The sequence below is a fragment of the Photorhabdus heterorhabditis genome (assembly GCF_001280945.1).
Taxonomy (GTDB): Bacteria; Pseudomonadota; Gammaproteobacteria; order Enterobacterales; family Enterobacteriaceae; genus Photorhabdus; species Photorhabdus heterorhabditis.
In genome coordinates, this window is sequence record NZ_LJCS01000002.1 from 28128 (window position 1) to 47038 (window position 18911).

The 18911-nt window shown below is 40.6% G+C and carries 16 protein-coding genes and 2 pseudogenes; 12 read left to right on the forward strand and 6 right to left on the reverse strand.

The annotated features are described in order from the left end of the window. The first annotated feature begins 485 nt into the window (after window positions 1–485). A complete protein-coding gene (locus AM629_RS01095; protein ID WP_054475335.1) occupies window positions 486–1316 on the forward strand; it encodes an alpha/beta fold hydrolase in 831 nt (276 codons plus the stop codon). Between the two features lie 115 nt (window positions 1317–1431). Here AM629_RS01095 and AM629_RS01100 read toward each other — a convergent pair. After that, a pseudogene (locus AM629_RS01100) lies at window positions 1432–1782 on the reverse strand (DUF2498 family protein). 182 nt (window positions 1783–1964) lie between these two features. On the opposite strand from AM629_RS01100, the gene topA reads away from it, so the two are divergent. After that, complete coding sequence (topA, locus tag AM629_RS01105; protein ID WP_054475336.1) at window positions 1965–4565, forward strand: type I DNA topoisomerase; 2601 nt, start codon at window positions 1965–1967, stop codon at window positions 4563–4565. 304 nt (window positions 4566–4869) lie between these two features. Further along, window positions 4870–5844 (forward strand): HTH-type transcriptional regulator CysB, encoded by a 975-nt coding sequence (cysB, locus tag AM629_RS01110; protein WP_054475337.1) that lies wholly within the window; start codon window positions 4870–4872, stop codon window positions 5842–5844. A gap of 49 nt (window positions 5845–5893) precedes the next feature. On the opposite strand, the gene AM629_RS01115 is transcribed toward cysB, so the two are convergent. After that, window positions 5894–6721 (reverse strand): Evf family palmitoylated virulence factor, encoded by an 828-nt coding sequence (locus AM629_RS01115; RefSeq protein ID WP_054475338.1) that lies wholly within the window; start codon window positions 6719–6721, stop codon window positions 5894–5896. 328 nt (window positions 6722–7049) lie between these two features. On the opposite strand from AM629_RS01115, the gene acnA reads away from it, so the two are divergent. Then, a complete protein-coding gene (acnA, locus tag AM629_RS01120; RefSeq protein ID WP_054475341.1) occupies window positions 7050–9725 on the forward strand; it encodes an aconitate hydratase AcnA in 2676 nt (891 codons plus the stop codon). An 80-nt stretch (window positions 9726–9805) separates the two neighbouring features. On the opposite strand, the gene ribA is transcribed toward acnA, so the two are convergent. Continuing rightward, window positions 9806–10405, reverse strand: a complete 600-nt coding sequence (ribA, locus tag AM629_RS01125) for a GTP cyclohydrolase II (RefSeq protein WP_054475599.1) — start codon at window positions 10403–10405, stop codon at window positions 9806–9808. Between the two features lie 248 nt (window positions 10406–10653). Here ribA and AM629_RS25165 point away from each other — a divergent pair, with 248 nt between their 5' ends. From AM629_RS25165 to AM629_RS01155, 7 genes are all read left to right on the forward strand, one after another. Further along, entirely contained in the window at window positions 10654–10905 is a 252-nt protein-coding gene (locus tag AM629_RS25165) for a phosphatase PAP2 family protein (RefSeq protein WP_072161779.1), read from the forward strand. Between the two features lie 320 nt (window positions 10906–11225). After that, window positions 11226–11525 (forward strand): LapA family protein, encoded by a 300-nt coding sequence (locus AM629_RS01130; protein WP_054475342.1) that lies wholly within the window; start codon window positions 11226–11228, stop codon window positions 11523–11525. Between the two features lie 6 nt (window positions 11526–11531). Continuing rightward, on the forward strand, window positions 11532–12701 hold the full coding sequence (lapB, locus tag AM629_RS01135) for a lipopolysaccharide assembly protein LapB (protein ID WP_054475343.1): 1170 nt from the start codon (window positions 11532–11534) through the stop codon (window positions 12699–12701). Window positions 12702–12745: 44 nt separating this feature from the next. Next, a complete protein-coding gene (gene pyrF, locus AM629_RS01140; protein WP_054475344.1) occupies window positions 12746–13483 on the forward strand; it encodes an orotidine-5'-phosphate decarboxylase in 738 nt (245 codons plus the stop codon). Continuing rightward, window positions 13483–13809: a stress response translation initiation inhibitor YciH gene (gene yciH / locus AM629_RS01145; protein WP_054475345.1), complete on the forward strand. Its 327-nt coding sequence runs from the start codon at window positions 13483–13485 to the stop codon at window positions 13807–13809. The genes pyrF and yciH overlap by 1 nt, the downstream gene beginning before the upstream one ends. 385 nt (window positions 13810–14194) lie before the next feature. After that, window positions 14195–14800: a TetR/AcrR family transcriptional regulator gene (locus tag AM629_RS01150; protein WP_054475346.1), complete on the forward strand. Its 606-nt coding sequence runs from the start codon at window positions 14195–14197 to the stop codon at window positions 14798–14800. 33 nt (window positions 14801–14833) lie between these two features. Then, complete coding sequence (locus tag AM629_RS01155) at window positions 14834–15304, forward strand: nuclear transport factor 2 family protein (RefSeq protein ID WP_200905747.1); 471 nt, start codon at window positions 14834–14836, stop codon at window positions 15302–15304. Between the two features lie 144 nt (window positions 15305–15448). Here AM629_RS01155 and AM629_RS01160 read toward each other — a convergent pair whose 3' ends face one another. The 3 genes and pseudogenes from AM629_RS01160 to AM629_RS24940 all read right to left on the reverse strand — a co-directional run. After that, window positions 15449–16729 (reverse strand): type II toxin-antitoxin system HipA family toxin, encoded by a 1281-nt coding sequence (locus tag AM629_RS01160; RefSeq protein WP_054475348.1) that lies wholly within the window; start codon window positions 16727–16729, stop codon window positions 15449–15451. Then, entirely contained in the window at window positions 16726–16914 is a 189-nt protein-coding gene (locus AM629_RS24460) for a hypothetical protein (RefSeq protein ID WP_235525374.1), read from the reverse strand. The genes AM629_RS01160 and AM629_RS24460 overlap by 4 nt, the downstream gene beginning before the upstream one ends. A gap of 30 nt (window positions 16915–16944) precedes the next feature. Further along, window positions 16945–17088 (reverse strand): annotated as a pseudogene (locus AM629_RS24940) (helix-turn-helix domain-containing protein); the annotation flags it as partial. 370 nt (window positions 17089–17458) lie between these two features. Between AM629_RS24940 and AM629_RS01175 the strand changes: the two are divergent. After that, the gene (locus AM629_RS01175; RefSeq protein ID WP_054475354.1) at window positions 17459–18808 is read left to right on the forward strand and encodes a Fic family protein; all 1350 of its coding nucleotides are present in this window, start codon (window positions 17459–17461) and stop codon (window positions 18806–18808) included. Window positions 18809–18911: the final 103 nt, after the last annotated feature.

An 18911-nucleotide genomic window follows, 5' to 3' on the forward strand; every position in this document is an offset into this window, starting at 1 on the left:
GGAGCATAGATAACTATGTGACTGGGGTGAGTGAGTGCAGCCAACAAAGAGGCAACTTGAAAGATAACAGGTATAATAGTATCTCGGCGTACCTCAAATGGCGTTTTATCTTGATGCTTAGAGGCGCCTTGATATTATTTCCAATAAATTGCCTGATTAATGTCCTAATTGAACAGATCGATCCTCATTTTTCATTTATTGTTACAATGTCATTTCCCTAAAAATCAGAGATTTTGCTCCTTTCAAAATATTACAGGCATTACATAATTTGCTTCACGTCCCCTTCTCCTGTGTGATGAGAAGCAGGCTTTTCTACACCAATAATTGATACTCTGACTTCGCGTTTATGTGTTTTATTTGGTGGATATTCAAAACAAATACAAATCACTTTTGCATAGCTCTATTGGCCGACACACTTAAACGTATTATGTAACTCCACGAAAAATTGCGACTTATAATAAATACTCATAAGGAAATAAGGTGTTATGGCTATTTCACAATACGATATTCATACCAGTCACGCTGTCATCTCTATTACTGATACTGGTGGTGACGGGTTACCGGTGCTCCTTATACATGGTAATTCAAGTTGTAAAGACATTTTTCGTCATCAAGTTAACTGCTTTGGTGACGAATACCGGGTTTTGACGATCGATTTACCGGGGCATGGTGCTTCATCGAATGCAGTAGACCCGCGCCGGACTTATTCGATATCCGGTTATGCCCTCTGTATTATTGAAGTATTGGAAAAATTAGGCATCAACAAAGTTGCTGTTTTCGGCTGGTCACTGGGGGGACATATTGGTTTGGAAATGATCCCGAGGTTTTCAGGCATTGTAGGGTTGATGATTTGTGGTACGCCTCCGGTTAGTCCGGGTCCAGAGAATGTCAGTCTTGGATTTAAATCAAACCGGTTTATGGCAATATCCGGTAAAGCTTCACTGACTGAAGAAGAAATTACCGATTATACCCTTGCGTTGTATGGAGAAAATGCGCTTTGTGAGCCATTTCTTAGAGCCGCAGTTGCACGGACTGATGGTTTAGCTCGGCAATATATGTCTGAATCATCTATTTTACCGGATGTCATGGATCAGCGATTGTTAGTTGAAACCAATCCAACTCCACTGGCGATTGTCAATGGTGTAGACGATTTATTTGTCAATATCGACTACATAAATGGAATTACTTACAAAAATCTTTGGACTGGTCAAGTATATAATTTGCTCAATCTTGGTCACGGACCATTTTGGGAAGCGCCGGAGTTGTTTAATACCCTGATGGCAGGTTTTTTCTCCGATCTTACTCTGGAAGTATAAGGGATATCTGGGGTTTCTCGTCTAACTATGCCCGGCAGATATATTCTTATATGAATTTCATATATCTGCCTATTTGTTGGTCAATAGGTTTTTATTATTAATTTTCGAGATGATATTAGCCTGGCAGGATGTGTGTCAGATGCTTGAACATATTAAAAGCAGCTGGACTTTTGGTCGTTGGTCAACCATTTTCATTTAGAGAAAATTCACCACTGGACACGAAGATTTCTCCTTTTTGTTCCGCACTGTTTGCATACATACCATCAATAAAATCCTCATGTTGGCGGATAATAAAGTTGGTTTTTTCTAATAATTGCTTACGTTTAATCGATGTCGTTCTCTTTTGCGTTTGTCTGTCCTTGTCAAAAATAATTTGTTGCGCATCATTTTTTATCAGGTAGAGTGTGGACTTTTCGTAATGCAGATGGAAGATTTTGTTTACGATGATCGTTTCATTCATTTGCATAGCCCATGGGCGGTATCTAAAATACCTTAGATAATTCAACGTGTTTTGAGTTCGGGCAAATCAACTGGATAAAAATAAGTTGATATATTGAGAATCTATCGCAATATAAAAAGAGGTTTTAAATACCGTGATATGGCTCTGTGAATTCCATCATCTGAAAAGATAACTAGGTAAAGATAACTATGGGTAAAGCTCTTGTAATAGTGGAGTCCCCGGCAAAAGCCAAAACAATCAATAAATATCTGGGAAGTGACTACGTGGTGAAATCCAGCGTCGGTCATATCCGTGATTTGCCGACCAGTGGCTCAGCCAGCCAAAAGAGTTCAAACTCATCTAGCGATAAGTCTAAGAAGAAAGTTAAAAAGGATGAGAAAGCGGCGTTAGTCAACCGTATGGGGGTTGATCCATACCGCGACTGGGAAGCTAATTATCAGATTTTGCCAGGTAAAGAGAAAGTTGTGGCAGAGCTGAAATCACTAGCTGAAAAAGCAGATCATGTTTATCTCGCAACGGATCTTGACCGTGAAGGAGAAGCCATTGCATGGCACTTGCGAGAGGTGATTGGTGGCGATAGTGATCGTTTTAGCCGGGTTGTTTTTAACGAAATTACTAAAAACGCTATTAAGCAGGCGTTTGATAAGCCGGGTGAATTGAATATTGACCGGATAAATGCCCAACAAGCCCGTCGTTTTATGGATCGGGTGGTTGGTTATATGGTTTCTCCACTGTTGTGGAAAAAAGTTGCGAGAGGGCTTTCTGCTGGTCGTGTGCAGTCCGTAGCAGTGCGTCTTGTTGTAGAAAGAGAGCGTGAAATTAAAGCATTTGTACCAGAAGAGTATTGGCAGTTACATGCTGATTTGCTGGCGAAAGGTGAAATTTCACTGCATATGGAAGTGAGTCATAAACGGGGTAAACCGTTTAAGCCAGTCAATAGTGAACAAACTCAGGCTGCCGTATCTTTACTGGAAAAAGCCCGCTATAAGGTTATTGATCGTGAAGATCGCCCGACATCCAGTAAACCTGGTGCGCCGTTTATCACATCCACATTGCAACAAGCTGCCAGTACGCGTTTAGGGTTTGGTGTTAAAAAGACCATGATGATGGCTCAGCGTTTGTATGAGGCTGGACATATTACTTATATGCGTACTGACTCAACTAACCTGAGTCAGGATGCGCTGGATATGGTTCGTGGTTATATCAGTGATAATTTTGGTGACAAATACCTACCGAAAGCAGCGAATACCTACAGCAGTAAAGAAAATTCACAAGAAGCGCATGAAGCGATTCGTCCTTCCAGTGTTGATGTCGTGGCTGAACAACTGAAAGATATGGATGCCGATGCACAAAAGCTTTATCAGCTTATTTGGCGTCAGTTTGTTGCTTGTCAAATGACACCGGCAAAATACGATTCCACGACGCTGACCGTACAAGCTGATGATTTTGAGCTGAGAGCTAAAGGCCGTACATTACGTTTTGACGGCTGGACAAAAGTGATGCCTGCGTTGCGTAAAGGTGATGAAGATCACACATTGCCTATTGTTGAGGTTGGTACTGAACTTGACTTACAACAACTGATTCCGAGCCAGCACTTTACCAAACCACCAGCACGTTACAGTGAGGCATCTTTGGTTAAAGAGTTGGAAAAGCGCGGTATTGGTCGTCCATCTACCTATGCTTCTATTATCTCTACGATTCAAGATCGTGGTTATGTTCGGGTCGAAAGCCGTCGCTTTTACTCGGAGAAAATGGGTGAGATTGTTACTGATCGGCTGGAGGAAAATTTCAACGAGCTGATGAGTTATGATTTTACCGCACGGATGGAAGATCAGCTTGATCAGGTTGCAAGTAATAAAGCGGAATGGAAAGGGGTTCTGGATGAGTTTTTCACTGATTTTAGTGAACAGCTAGACGTCGCAAATAAAGACCCGGAAGATGGGGGGATGCGGCCTAATCCTATGGTGATAACGTCCATTGCGTGCCCGACTTGCGATCGTCCTATGGGAATTCGAACTGCAACTACGGGGGTTTTCCTGGGTTGTTCGGGTTATGCACTATCACCGAAAGAACGTTGCAAACAGACGATCAACCTTATTCCTGAAAATGAAATTCTCAATATTTTGGAAGGGGATGAAGCGGAAACAAACGCGTTGCGTGCTCGCCGCCGTTGTAAAAAATGCGGTACAGCAATGGACAGCTATCTCATCGATAACCAACGTAAATTGCATGTCTGTGGTAATAACCCTGCTTGTGATAGCTATGAAGTGGAAGAAGGTGAGTTTCGCATTAAAGGGTATGACGGCCCGATTATTGAATGTGATAAATGTAGTTCTGAAATGCACCTAAAAATGGGACGTTTTGGTAAATACATGGGTTGTACTAACGAAACGTGTAAAAATACCCGTAAAATCTTGCGTAGTGGAGAAGTCGCTCCACCAAAAGAAGATCCCGTACCATTACCAGAGTTGCCTTGTGAAAAGTCTGATGCATATTTTGTATTGCGTGATGGCGCTGCCGGTGTATTTCTCGCTGCTAATACTTTCCCTAAATCTAGGGAAACGAGGGCACCATTGGTAGAAGAATTGGCTCTCTTCAAAGACCGCCTGCCGGAAAAATTACGTTATCTGGCTGATGCGCCTGTGGCTGATGCTGAGGGTAATAAAACTGTTATCCGTTTCAGTCGTAAAACTAAACAGCAATATGCTTCTTCAGAGAAAAATGGCAAGGCAACGGGGTGGAGCGTGTTCTATGTTGATGGAAAATGGATTGAGAAAGATAAAAAGTAACAATTATTGAGAGAATTAACCCTCTCTTTTTTCTCAAAAAGAAGTCATTTTCTTCTATTAGCCAACCTTATTAGGTTGGCTTTTTTCATCTATCAACAGAATCTTAAAATATTTGAATTGAAATACAGCTATAACTTTCATTATGATTTTTCAATTATTCGTTATATAAATATATAATCGTGTTATAGTGGTTATATGCGACGATAAAATTATTTCTATTAGTTATAATAAATAGCAAACAGCAATATCAGGCCAAATTTTAAGTCATAATTGTTCACAGCGTTTATTCTGGGATGGTACTTATATGAAATTACAACAACTTCGTTATATTGTGGAGGTGGTAAACCACAACCTTAATGTTTCATCTACAGCTGAAGGGCTGTATACGTCTCAACCTGGGATCAGTAAACAGGTTAGGATGCTTGAAGATGAGTTAGGTATTCAGATTTTTTCCCGTAGTGGTAAACACCTGACGCACGTTACTCCCGCAGGTGAAGAGGTTGTCCGAATTTCCCGTGAAGTATTGTCCAAAATTGATGCAATACGGTCAGTTGCTAGTGAACATACTTATCCAAATCGTGGTTCACTATATATTGCCACTACCCATACACAGGCTCGTTATGCATTACCTCCGGTAATTAAAGGGTTTATTGAACGTTATCCGCAGGTCTCTTTGCATATGCATCAGGGATCGCCAACGCAAATTGCGGAAGCTGTATGTAAAGGGAACGCTGATTTTGCTATCGCAACTGAAGCACTGCATTTGTACGAAGATCTGATAATGTTACCTTGCTACCATTGGAATAGGACATTAGTTGTTACACCAGATCATCCGTTGGCGGGTAAAGAGAATGTTTCAATTGAAGAATTGGCTAATTATCAATTGGTCACTTATACATTTGGTTTTACTGGCCGCTCTGAATTAGATGTTGCATTCGATAAAGTGTGCTTAAAGCCTAAAATTGTTTTCACAGCTACTGATGCCGATGTGATCAAAACTTATGTCCGATTGGGATTAGGTGTGGGGGTTATTGCGAGTATGGCCGTTGATCCGATACAGGATAAAGATCTTATTTGCATTGATATGCGTGAGAGATTTGGCTATAGCACAACTAAGATAGGTTTTCGTCGCAGTAGTTTCTTGCGCAGTTATATGTATGATTTTATGTGGCGTTTTGCACCTCACTTGACGCGTGATGTTGTTGATCAGGCTGTTGCTTTGCGTTCAAATGAAGATATTGAAGCCATGTTCAAAGATATCAAGTTACCCATTGTGTAGTAAAAGGTGAGGGAGATAATGATGGCCGTTATCTCCCGGAATTTATTTATCAGAGTGCGTCAAATTCACCACTGAAGAAATCATCTGACTCTTCTATTGATGTTTTTCTTTGCTTATTAATAAAATTATCAAAACTGGCTTTAACATCGGGATGATCGAGAGCTTCATAGTCGAATACCGATACTAAAGATGAATATTTGAAATCAACATTGACATTTTCATTAGAAGCACAACTTGATAAAAAGTTTGCATTACTGCTATCAAAATTAACTTGGTAAAGCTTCAATTTAGGAATATACACGGTTTTCTCTCCTACAACTAAGGTATCGATGGCAATTGCCAACGTTACAGTAGAATAGAAGCCTTTATTTTTCCGTATACCTAAACGAATCGTTTCTCCTTGTTTTGTAAGAAAATGGGAGAAATCTGCCAGCATATCTGTATTTTCAAATACAACAACATTCATAATAAAATGCAGGAAACTTTTTGAAATACTTAAACCATTTAATGAATCTGTGTAGCTTTTAGACTCAACTTTGTTAGTACCCATTAAAGGCAGTTTGCTTACTGCTTTACTCCAGAATGCCATATCTGTCTTATATTGCTCTCCATGCTTTTCTGCATATTTATTTACATAATTAGTGACGATGGAGGATAAGGCAATCAATGTCTGACTTAAACTATTGGTTTTTTCTAAAACGTCTTTTTGATCAGATAATTGTGTTGCTACAATGAATTGCACCAAACCATCTTTTTCATTATATTTGTTTGTGTTCTCTATATTAAAATAAGCTTCATCAATGTGAAAGAACTTATTGGCTTCATTGATTTTTTCGATATGTTCCTGGTGATTTGTAATTGAGTTTTTCATATCCATAATTTATCCTTATTCTTTTAATTAATCATTTAAATCCAATTTGATGGAAAACGAATTCTATACGATTATCATTCGATTGTTTACCTGACTAAATTATCAAAATTTATTACTGAAATTATGATAGATACGCTGAATTGACAAATTGTGTGGTAATAAAAAATAAATACCTGCTTATATGTTATGTTTAATTTATGTCATCATCGTTAAGATGGCTTTAAGTTATACCCAATAGATTTCAAGATGGATCGCGACGGCAAGGGAGCGCAGCCAACAAAGAGGCAACTTGAAAGATAACAGGTATATACCAGCATAATAAGAAGGAGGAGTTATGTCGTTTGATTTGAAAAAGGTTTGTGTTTCAACACTTTCCACTGCAAGTAAAGAGTATGATTATTACAGTTTACCACTGGTTGCTAAACATTTAGGTGATATTTCCCGCTTGCCTAAGTCAATGAAAGTTCTTCTGGAAAATCTTCTTCGCAATATTGATAGCAATTCTGTTGTTGTTGATGATTTAAAAGCTATTATTGATTGGCAAAATACAGGCCATGCAGATAGGGAGATTGCTTACCGGCCAGCACGTGTATTAATGCAAGATTTTACTGGTGTGCCTGCTGTTGTTGATTTAGCCGCTATGAGGGAAGCCATTCTGCGCCTTGGTGGAGATGTTGAACAGGTTAATCCGCTGTCGCCTGTTGATTTGGTTATTGACCATTCAGTTATGGTGGATAAATTTGGTACGGAAAATGCGTTTGAACAAAATGTTCAATTAGAAATGGAACGTAATTATGAACGCTATTTATTTCTACGCTGGGGACAAAAAGCATTTAATCGTTTTCGTGTGGTACCGCCAGGAACAGGGATCTGCCATCAGGTAAATTTGGAGTATTTGGGTAAAACAGTTTGGCATGAAATGCATAATGGCAGAGAGCTGGCTTATCCTGATACTTTGGTTGGTACTGATTCTCATACCACAATGATCAATGGCCTTGGTATTTTGGGATGGGGTGTGGGTGGTATCGAAGCGGAAGCGGCTATGTTAGGGCAACCTGTTTCCATGCTTATCCCTGATGTCGTTGGTTTCAAACTTACTGGCAAGTTGCGCGAAGGTATTACAGCGACAGACCTAGTGCTGACCGTGACTCAGATGTTGCGTAAGCATGGCGTAGTCGGGAAATTTGTTGAATTTTATGGTGATGGATTAGCTGACCTGCCATTGGCTGACAGGGCAACAATTGCCAATATGTCACCAGAATATGGGGCAACTTGTGGTTTCTTTCCGGTAGACGATATTACCCTGAGTTATATGCGTTTGACGGGGCGTACAGAAGAGCAGATTGCTCTGGTTGAAGTATATTCTAAGATCCAAGGATTGTGGAGAAATCCAGGTGATGAACCGATATTTACCAGTAGTCTCGAATTGGATATGTCGATAGTGGAAGCCAGTCTTGCAGGGCCTAAACGCCCACAGGATCGCGTCGCTTTAGCGCGAGTACCACAGGCATTTCAGTCAGCCATTGATCTGGAGATGAATAAAGCTCAGGGGAAAGTCGCTTCCGCACCGGTTAATTTGGATAACCGCATGTATGAGTTAGAAGATGGTGCTGTCGTGATTGCCGCGATTACATCCTGTACTAACACATCTAATCCTAGTGTTCTAATGGCCGCTGGCTTGCTGGCGAAGAAAGCGGTTGAGAGGGGGCTAAAATGCCAGCCATGGGTAAAAACCTCACTGGCACCGGGTTCGAAAGTGGTAACTGATTACCTTGAACTGGCGGGTTTTATGCCATATCTGGAGAAACTTGGTTTCAATCTGGTCGGTTATGGCTGTACAACCTGTATTGGTAACTCTGGGCCATTGCCTGAACCTATTGAAGTTGCAATTAGGCAAGCCGATCTGACTGTCGGTGCGGTCCTTTCTGGCAACCGAAACTTTGAAGGTCGTATTCATCCTCTGATAAAGACTAACTGGCTGGCATCACCGCCATTAGTTGTGGCTTATGCTTTATCCGGCAGTATGAAAAAGGACCTGACTAAAAAACCGATTGGTCAGGATCAGCAAGGTAATGATGTCTATTTGAGAGACATATGGCCTAACAGAAAAGAAATTGCTGAAGCTGTTGATAAAGTTAAAACCGACATGTTTCACAAAGAATATGCCGAAGTATTTGATGGTGATGAGACATGGCAGTTACTGGAAGTCGCAAGTTCTGCAACTTATGACTTTCAGCCTGAATCTACCTATATTCGTCACCCGCCATTCTTTAGTGATATGACAGTAGAGCCGGAAGCTATAACGGATATTCATGACGCAAATATACTGGCTATTCTTGGGGATTCTGTAACCACGGATCATATTTCTCCTGCGGGAAATATCAAAGCTGACAGCCCAGCAGGGCGTTATCTTCAGGAGCATGGCGTTGCTCCTAAAGATTTTAACTCTTATGGATCAAGACGTGGTAACCATGAAGTTATGATGCGTGGCACTTTCGCTAATATCCGTATCCGTAATGAAATGATTGCTGGCGTAGAAGGAGGATATACCCGTCATATACCATCACAGACACAGTTAGCGATTTATGATGCGGCCATGTGTTATCAGCAAGAAAAAATACCATTAGTTGTGATTGCGGGTAAAGAATATGGTTCTGGTTCGAGCCGAGACTGGGCTGCGAAAGGAACCCGGTTATTGGGAGTTCGGGTGGTTATTGCGGAATCATTTGAACGTATTCACCGTTCGAACCTGATTGGTATGGGGGTATTACCGCTAGAGTTTACTCAGGGTATAAACCGTAAGACGTTGAATCTGAGAGGTGATGAGACGATTGATATTGAAGGGATGAATAATCTCAAGCCGGGTCAAACTGTGTCGGTAAAAATGACTTATGCTGATGGACGCAAGGAAATTGTTAATGCTCGATGTCGTATTGATACCGGGACTGAATTGGATTATTTCCGTCATGGCGGTATTTTGCATTATGTTATCCGTCATATGTTGAAATAATTTTTACACGGTATAAAGACGGCGCTGATATTGGCGTCGTCTTTGCTTGTTTAAGTGAGTGAAAAAACAATTTAAAGTTCTTAGGTAATATCTTTAGGTAATAAATGCCCCATTTTTTTGGCTTTGGTATCCAGATAATAAGCATTTTTAGGGTTACGCCCGGTAATTAGCGGAACGCGTTCCACAATGTTAATACCTGCTTCGTTCATAATTTCTACTTTTTTAGGGTTGTTTGTCAGCAAACGAATAGCATTAACTCCCAACAATTTATACATGTCTGCGCATAAAGTGAAATCACGTTCATCGGCGGCAAAACCTAACTGATGGTTAGCTTCTACGGTATCTATTCCTTGATCCTGTAAAGCATAGGCCCGAATTTTGTTTATCAGGCCAATATTACGGCCTTCCTGTCGGTGATAAAGTAATATACCTCTCCCTTCTTTCGCGATCTGAGCAAGGGCTGATTCAAGTTGAAAGCCACAGTCACAACGTAAACTGAATAGGGCATCACCTGTCAGACATTCTGAATGGATTCTGGAGAGAACAGGTTCATTATCAGAAATATTACCGTATACCAAGGCGACATGATCTCGTCCGGTGGCAATTTCTTCAAAACCGACCATTAAAAAGTCACCCCATTGCGTGGGTAATTTAGCTTCAGATACTCGTTTTAATTGCATTTTATTTTTCATATGTTGATTCAGACTCATTGTAAAAATAGATAAAGAAAAACAATACTGGTCTGGGAAATCAGCTGAAACTGCATAGGAGATTTTCTCTGGTTATAACGTGTATATATTTTGCCATATTTGTAAAAAATTATCTGTGGAAATTTTTAAATAATTATATGTAAGTAAGCGTTATAACATCAGTATGTTAAGCTATAAGCAGAGTTCTAAAATGTACATAAAAGTATTTAGTATCAGACATGAATCAATTCATCAAGCCTATTGTTGTAGTAACACTGATTTTATTGCTGCCTCGTTGCCGTTATATTTTATCCTCAATAGTGACGATATGGGTGGTCAGTGTTTTGATTAGCAGGATGGCGTTAGGTATGCATTGGCCGCAAGATCTTATGATGTCAACGTTAATTAGTGCGACATTGGTGATGGTTATGTGCTATCTCACAGAAAAATGGCGCTTAATTAACGATTATAAGTACCTAGACCCAAAATAGATTTCAATTTGCAGCGCGGCGGCAAGTGAACACATTCCCAGGAGCATAGATAACGATGTGACTGGGGTAAATGCAAGCAGCCAACAAGGCAGCAACTTGAAAGATGAAGGGTATATAACGTCCTCACTTCAAATAAGGTCTTAATATGTAATTGCTTCCTATTTACACTAAGTTAATGAGAAGGCATTAAGAAAACGCTGAAAGGGGCATTTATCGTGATAAATTGCTTCCTTTGTCCAGACTGGAAATGCTAATTTAACGAGCCGTTATGCCGGTTATTTGGCATAATATCCGAGCAACGATAGATAACAGGAAAAAATGTGAAATATTTTCTGATTTTATTACTGGTATTGGTGATCTTTATCATCTCTGTGACCCTTGGATCAAATAATGATCAGGTTGTTACTTTTAACTATCTGATTGCTAAAGGGGATTACTCGGTATCTACACTTTTGGCCGTATTGTTTGCTAGTGGTTTAGTGTTAGGCTGGGTTATTTGTGGATTATTCTATCTTCGTGTTCGTTTGTCATTAGCAAGGGCAGAACGCAAGATTAAGAGATTGGAAGCACAACTGGAGCTTCCAGTTGCTCATTCATCACCTATACTTAACAGGGAATAAACTCCTATGTTAGAGCTGCTGTTTCTGTTGCTTCCCGTGGCCGCTGCTTATGGTTGGTATATGGGGCGCAGAAGTGCTCAACAGGATAAGCAACAAAATGCTGATCGTTTGTCTCGGGAATATGTAGCCGGGGTTAACTTTCTCCTGTCAAACCAGCAGGATAAAGCCGTGGATCTGTTCCTTGAAATGCTAAAAGAGGACAGTTCCGCTTTTGAAGCTCACCTGACTTTGGGGAATCTGTTCCGTTCCAGAGGGGAAGTAGAGCGAGCTATCCGTATTCACCAATCGCTTATAGAAAGTGCATCTCTGACGTTTGAGCAGCGTCTACTCGCAATTCAACAACTAGGTCGTGATTATATGTCAGCGGGTTTATATGATCGCGCTGAAAATATGTTCTCTCAGTTGGTGGTTGAAAAAGAGTTTCGGCAAAATGCCTTTCAATCGCTTCTGGTTATTTATCAGGCAACTAGTGATTGGAAAAAAGCGATTGATATTGCTGAAAAATTAGTTAAATCCGGTAAACATGAGTTACGACAAAAAATTGCCCATTTTTATTGCGAACTGGCTTTGCAAGAAATGAGTGGTGATGATCTTGATGAGGCTATTGGTTATCTCAATAAAGCTGTTCAAGCCGATAAAAATTGCGCCAGAGTTTCTATTATGCTGGGACGTCTATTTATGGCCCAGCAGGAATACACCAAAGCGGCAGATTCTTTGAAATCTGTTCTTGAGCAGGATAAAGAACTTGTCAGTGAATCATTACCCATGCTCCGGGAGTGTTATCAGCATCTGAATCAGGGTAATGAATGGGAAAATTTCCTGAGACGTTGTGTGGAAGAGAATAGTGGTGCAACTGCTGAGCTTATGCTGGCTGATATTATTGAGCAGAAAGAAGGGCATGAGGTCGCGCAAATCTATATCAACCATCAACTGAAACGTCATCCGACAATGCGCTTGTTTTGTCGTCTGATGGATTACCATCTGGCTGAAGCAGAAGAGGGCCGAGCGAAAGAAAGTATTGTTTTGCTGAGGGACATGGTTGGTGAACAAATTCGGACCAAACCCGATTATCGTTGCCATAAATGCGGCTTTACTTCTCATTCACTTTATTGGCATTGCCCATCATGTCGTTTATGGGACTCTATTAAACCTATTCGTGGATTGGATGGTCAGTGACAGTGTCACAGTAATATTTCTTTGTTGGTTAAAAAGGTTAAAAAATGACATCACATACCTTAACATCATTCGGTAAACAGATTAACTCGCCTGTAATTGTGGCTTTAGATTACGACAACCAAGATTCTGCATTGGCTTTTGCCGACAAAATTGATCCACAGGATTGCCGTTTGAAAGTGGGTAAAGAGATGTTTACCCTTAATGGTCCTCAGTTTGTTAAATCGTTACACCAACGTGGTTTTGAAGTATTTCTGGACTTAAAATTCCATGATATTCCCAATACTACAGCCAGAGCGGTGGCGGTGGCGGCTGAAATCGGGGTTTGGATGGTCAATGTACATGCCAGTGGTGGTGCCAGAATGATGACTGCTGCGAAAGAAGCGCTGCTACCTTATGGTAATGATGCGCCATTATTAATAGCTGTCACTGTATTAACCAGCATGGAACAATCGGATCTGCAAGACATTGGTATTAATATTACGCCAGCGCAACAGGCTGAAAGATTGGCAAAACTGACTCAGGAATGTGGGCTGAATGGTGTAGTGTGTTCTGCTCATGAAGCTCAGCAACTGAAAAAGGTTTGCGGTCAGGATTTCCAATTAGTCACTCCGGGAATTCGTCCGGCAGGCAGTGATGCGGGTGATCAGCGTCGTATCATGACACCAGAACAAGCGGTATTGGCTGGTGTTGATTATATGGTTATCGGGCGCCCGATTACTCGTGCAGCTGATCCTGCTGCGGCATTGCGTCAAATTAATCAATCCATTGCAGGAGCTTATTAATGCAAGATAATAATTCGCGCCTGGTCTATTCTACGGACGGAGGCCGTATTCAGGAAGAAGCGGTTAAACCTCCGCGGCCAAAAGGTGATGGTATTGTACGTATTCAGCGCCAAACCAGTGGTCGTAAAGGAAAGGGGGTCTGCGTAATTACTGGCATTGATACTGATGATCAGGCACTGATCAAACTGGCGGCTGAATTAAAGAAAAAATGTGGCTGTGGGGGTTCAGTAAAGGATGGCGAAATAGAAATTCAAGGCGATAAAAGAGACTTATTGAAACAATTACTTGAAGCCAAAGGTATGACAGTTAAATTAGCGGGTGGCTGATAGAAGGGCGGATATTCGCCCTTCATTTTATATTTCTCATTTTGATTATTGGTGGCGTTTTAAGATATTAACTAATAATATTATCAAATATTTAAATTAAAAATTATTTACAATAAAGAGATGCGATAAATTATTATAAGTTTTCTATGAAAATAATTTAATGATATTATTCGCCTATGCTTAATAAATAATTCTATTTTTTACTGATATATCTTAGCAAGAAACAGTAGTAGGAAACTTAATATTATTTCGTGATTTTTCTTTATTTAAAGTCGTTATTATGTGGAAATGAGTACCTTTGATGGAAAAGGTGGGAAATATTATAATTGTTTTAAAATCATAGAGATAACAATTTAAATCTATTTTTTTAGTAAAGAGGTTGACTATGGAGAACGATCGTTCTACCCTAAAAGGCATGGAAGGTGAGCAGGTGCCCAACATCAGGGAAAACATGTTGGATGCGGTAGAGGAATTGATTTATACAAGGGGGATTTCTGCTACAGGTATTGATCTTATAACGCGTACCACAGGTTCTTCACGTAAGACAATTTATCGTTACTTCGGTACGAAAGATGGGTTGGTCGAAGAGGTTCTTCGCCGACGAGATGAACGCTGGATGCGGTGGTTTACCTCATCAATCGCCGAATATAATACGCCTAAAGAAAAATTATTAAATATTTTTCTGGTATTACAAACATGGTTTGAAAGTGATGATTTCAGAGGATGTGCATTTATCAATACATCTGGTGAACGCCTTAATCCTGATGATCCGGTGAGAATCATTGCTAAGGAGCATAAAGAGAAAGTTTTTACTTATATTCTCTCTATTTGTGAAGAAATATCGCCAGACTCATCAGTAGATTTAGCCAGGAAATTTCTACTTTTGATAGAAGGTGCTATTACCATGGCTCATGTAATGAGTGACAAGAATTGTGTTTTAGATGCAATGAATATTGCAAAAGTATTATTAAGTGAATGCAATGTGAATTAATGGAAAATTTAATGAGGAGACAACATGTCTGATATAAAAGAAATTCGCCAGCCAGTACCCCCATTTACCCGGGAAACTGCTATTCAAAAAATTCGTTTGGCTGAAGATGGCTGGAATAGCCGTGACCCTGAGAAAGTATCATTAGCTTATTCATTGGATACTAATTGGCGTAATCGTTCTGAATTTGTTCACAGCCGTAAGGAAGCTCAAGAATTTTTAACCAGAAAATGGGAAAAAGAGCATGAATATCGACTGATCAAGGAGCTATGGGCGTTTACTGATCATCGGATAGCGGTTCGTTATGCTTATGAATGGTGTGATGATTCTGGCAATTGGTTTCGCTCATATGGTAATGAAAATTGGGAATTTAATGAAGAGGGTTTGATGTATAACCGCTATGCTTGCATTAATGATCTTCCAATAAAAGAGTCTGAACGAAAATTTCATTGGCCTTTAGGCCGTCGCCCTGACGATCATCCCGGATTATCTGATTTAGGATTGTGATTTAATCATTAGGTAAAGCCGTAGGTTTGGCAGCCACTCTTTTTTCAGGTGACGGCCAGGACGCTGCCGATGTGCGGTATTCTCTGCCGTCGGTGCCGTCGGATTCTGATTAACAGAAAAATCTATAAGGTTCGTACCCTGAATCTATCGTTTGAGGCAGGACAGATTTCGGTTAATGCAGTCCGTGACCTGATGAAGTTCGTCAGCGGGAATATCATCAGTTACATTCCGTGCAGTATGAGCGAAATTGGCGGCGACATCCGCTACTTCATCAATAATGCTGTTCATTCTGGCCGGTGAGATGCCCGCATTATTGGCAACCTTCAACAATATGGTGCGGGTGATATCCGTTCCGTGGCCGGTCACCGAGGTCTGATGTTGTCCTCCGGGGCCGTCCGCAAAGGTCAAATCATAGGCGGGGGACACTACCCACTCATTGCTTTTATTCAAAATGAAGGAGAAATTCTTCACATGATCATCACGATTATGCATCAACACATTGAACACCATGCGGCGGGCTTGGATTTCTCGTTCAACAACAGAGCGCGTGATAGAGCCAGTCGCCCGTAAGATATCTATGTAATCCATACAGGGTAATCGGAAGTCGGCATGTAGGGCGCCGGCCATACTCAGTACTGGCATTCGCATTCCATTCTCGCGATCAAATCGCTGGACACCAAATGCGGCGAGTCCTCCTTCAAGGCGGAAATAGCGACTTGTGGGGAAATTAATGCCCGCCATTCTGGCAGTACAGGCATACGCTTCTTCAAGGGCACAGACCCAAGGATTTTCCTCTGCTGCGGGGAATTTGACCAACCAAGGCTCACTCCCTGGGAACGCCGTCGTTTTCATTTGGCCGGTGGAGGGATTATATTCTACCTGTGCTTTTGGTCTGGCTCCGTGAGGCGAGCCACCAAGCAGGAAAAGTTCACGCAGTGCTTCCGAGTCCTGACCAGTGACTTCCTTACGGATTTGTTTGGCCAGCCCGGTCAAGTTTAGAATACTATATTTGTCTTGCTGGTCGTCTGGTAAAGGCAGAGCAGGTTGGTAGGTCAAAGCCCCCATCGTGTTATCGCCTAGCAATGCAAGGCGTTCCAGGACGGAAATCCGCCCAGGATCGACATAATTACGGCGAAGGAACCGGTCCATAAGCAGCCGTCCCCACCCATCCGGCAGAGAATCTGCAATGAAGCCAGGGAGCCAGTCCTGAAAGTGTTCAAAATTTGCGTAAGTATTAGTGGAAAGTGGCAGTTGCAGAGGAGAGAATTCGATGCCGCTCTCAAGAGCTTTGTGGGTGTACTCAAATAAATAGCGGGCATGTACGGTACTTTCGGCCAGATGACCTAATACCCACTGTTCTCCATGACCGTTGTAGATCACCTGTAGTCGGTCCAGTGACCGGTACTGAAAGTTTCGCTTCGTCATTTTTTTGCGTTCCCTGATTGATGAGCGCGGCCATTGCCGGAGAGTTTCCGAGACGAACGTTGGGTTCGCCGGGCGCGCTGGCGAACCGGCGCTTTCATGGCTTTGAGTTGAGCAATGCTGGTCGGTTGTAGCATAAACAGGGACTTAATTTCGTTCTCCAGCCGCAGAGCAAAAACGACTTTCATGAAATTTTCAAGCGTACCCCGCCCGCTGCTTTCAATTTTTTTGAGCGCTGAGACAGAAATACCGCTTCTGGACGCCAGCTCTGTCTGGAGCATGTTACGTCGTAGCCGATGTTCCCGGAGGCGCTGTCCAAGTTCTGCTAGCAACTCCGATTCGGTATAAAGTATTAGAGCCACAAATGCACCTCTTAAGTTTAAATTTTATGGTTAAGAGATTTTATCATATCTCTTATTTTACCAAAATTTGACATGAAAAGAGAAGGGTTTAAAAGTTCTATTTGAAGCTTATAAAGGTATTTAAGATACTTTAAAGTGTTATATAAGTCTTTTAAGAAAAAAATATCAGCGATATACCCGCCTGCTGGTAGGTTCATCAGCTAAATTTTCAGTCGATCGGAACTGAGCAAAAAAATTTGCTGAGTGACGAGCCAAATGGGGGCCTCGGCTACGTTTCAAACAGTTCATAAATCGGGTTTATTCGTGTTGACCTCCTTAAGGATTTATTGTCATACTTACCTATACATCAAATTTTGAAATGTGAGGTAATGTGGCAAAACATCCTGTAGAACAATCACCTAAACTTGATTTCTCAAATTTAGATTTTGTTAAATTCGGGGAATACCTCAGTGAATATAGTATTGTTGATAAACAAGGAAGATACCTTCATTGGAGTCAGCTTAAGTGGCGAGTTCCTAGTAAAGAAGCTGAACACATCTGGTATGCAGTAAAGTTCTGTAGAGATCAGGTAAAAAAAAGTACGGGCTTATTTGATAAAAGCGGGAATGAGTTTAGTTTTTGTATACATGATTCACTAGAGCCAAAGTTGCACAAAATTGTACAACTTGGTGCAGGTAAAGTCGCTGCAATTGCAGGATCTCAAGCATCAGATAATATTCAACAGAATTACTTAGTATCATCTTTACTGATGGAAGAAGCCATCACCAGCGCTCAATTGGAAGGCGCAGCAACTACCCGAGCTGACGCAAAAAAAATGCTAGAGGAAGAATTAGCGCCCAGTACTCCTGATGAGAGAATGATTCTGAATAATTATATGCTATTAAAGCTAGCGGATAAAAGAAAACAAGAACCCCTTACAAGGGATCTGATGCTTGAATTTCACAGAATAGCGACTAATGGTGTATCTGAAAACGAAAATATACCGGGGGAATTTAGATGCAGTAATGATATTTACATTGGAAATGATGACAATCCATTATTTTACCCGCCAAACTATAAGGAGTTAGAAAATAGGTTAGAAGCATTATGTGCTTTTGCTAACGAAAATCATAATGGAGAGGATGGCAGGAAATTTATACCACCAGTAATAAAAGCGATTATTCTTCATTTTATGATGGGGTATGAACACGCATTTAGAGACGGGAATGGCAGAACTGCAAGGGCAATATTTTATTGGTATATGCTAAAGAATGGATATGACATTTTTGAATATATTTCAATAAGCAAGGTTATCAAGGAGAACGCTAAAGACTATGGTATGTCATATCTTTATGTTCAAAAGGATTATGGGGATTTGACTTATTTTATCAATTTTAATGTTAATATTATTCTAAATGCATTTGATGAATTACAAGAGTATTTAAAAGTAAAAACAAAAGAATTCTATGAAATTGTCGATGTGTTGGAACATTCAAAGTATAAAAGTAAGCTAACCTTCATTCAGAAAGATTTAATCAAAAAAGGTGTAAAAGAACCCGGAAGATTGTTTAAAGTAAAATCAGTTCAAAATATATATGATGTTAGTGAAAATACAGCCAGGAAATTACTTAGAGAGCTTGAGTCAATGAATATATTTCTTCCTATAAAAATAAAACGAACAACTCATTATATTGCCCCCGCAGATCTACGTAGTCGGCTAAATAAGATATCAAAATCGTAGGATGCTTTTTCTTACTCCTCACGGCGCGAGGAGTGAGTCTGGATTCTAGTACAGTTTAAAATAAATAAGGCGAGAAAATATTCCTCGCCTCAATTTAGTGTTT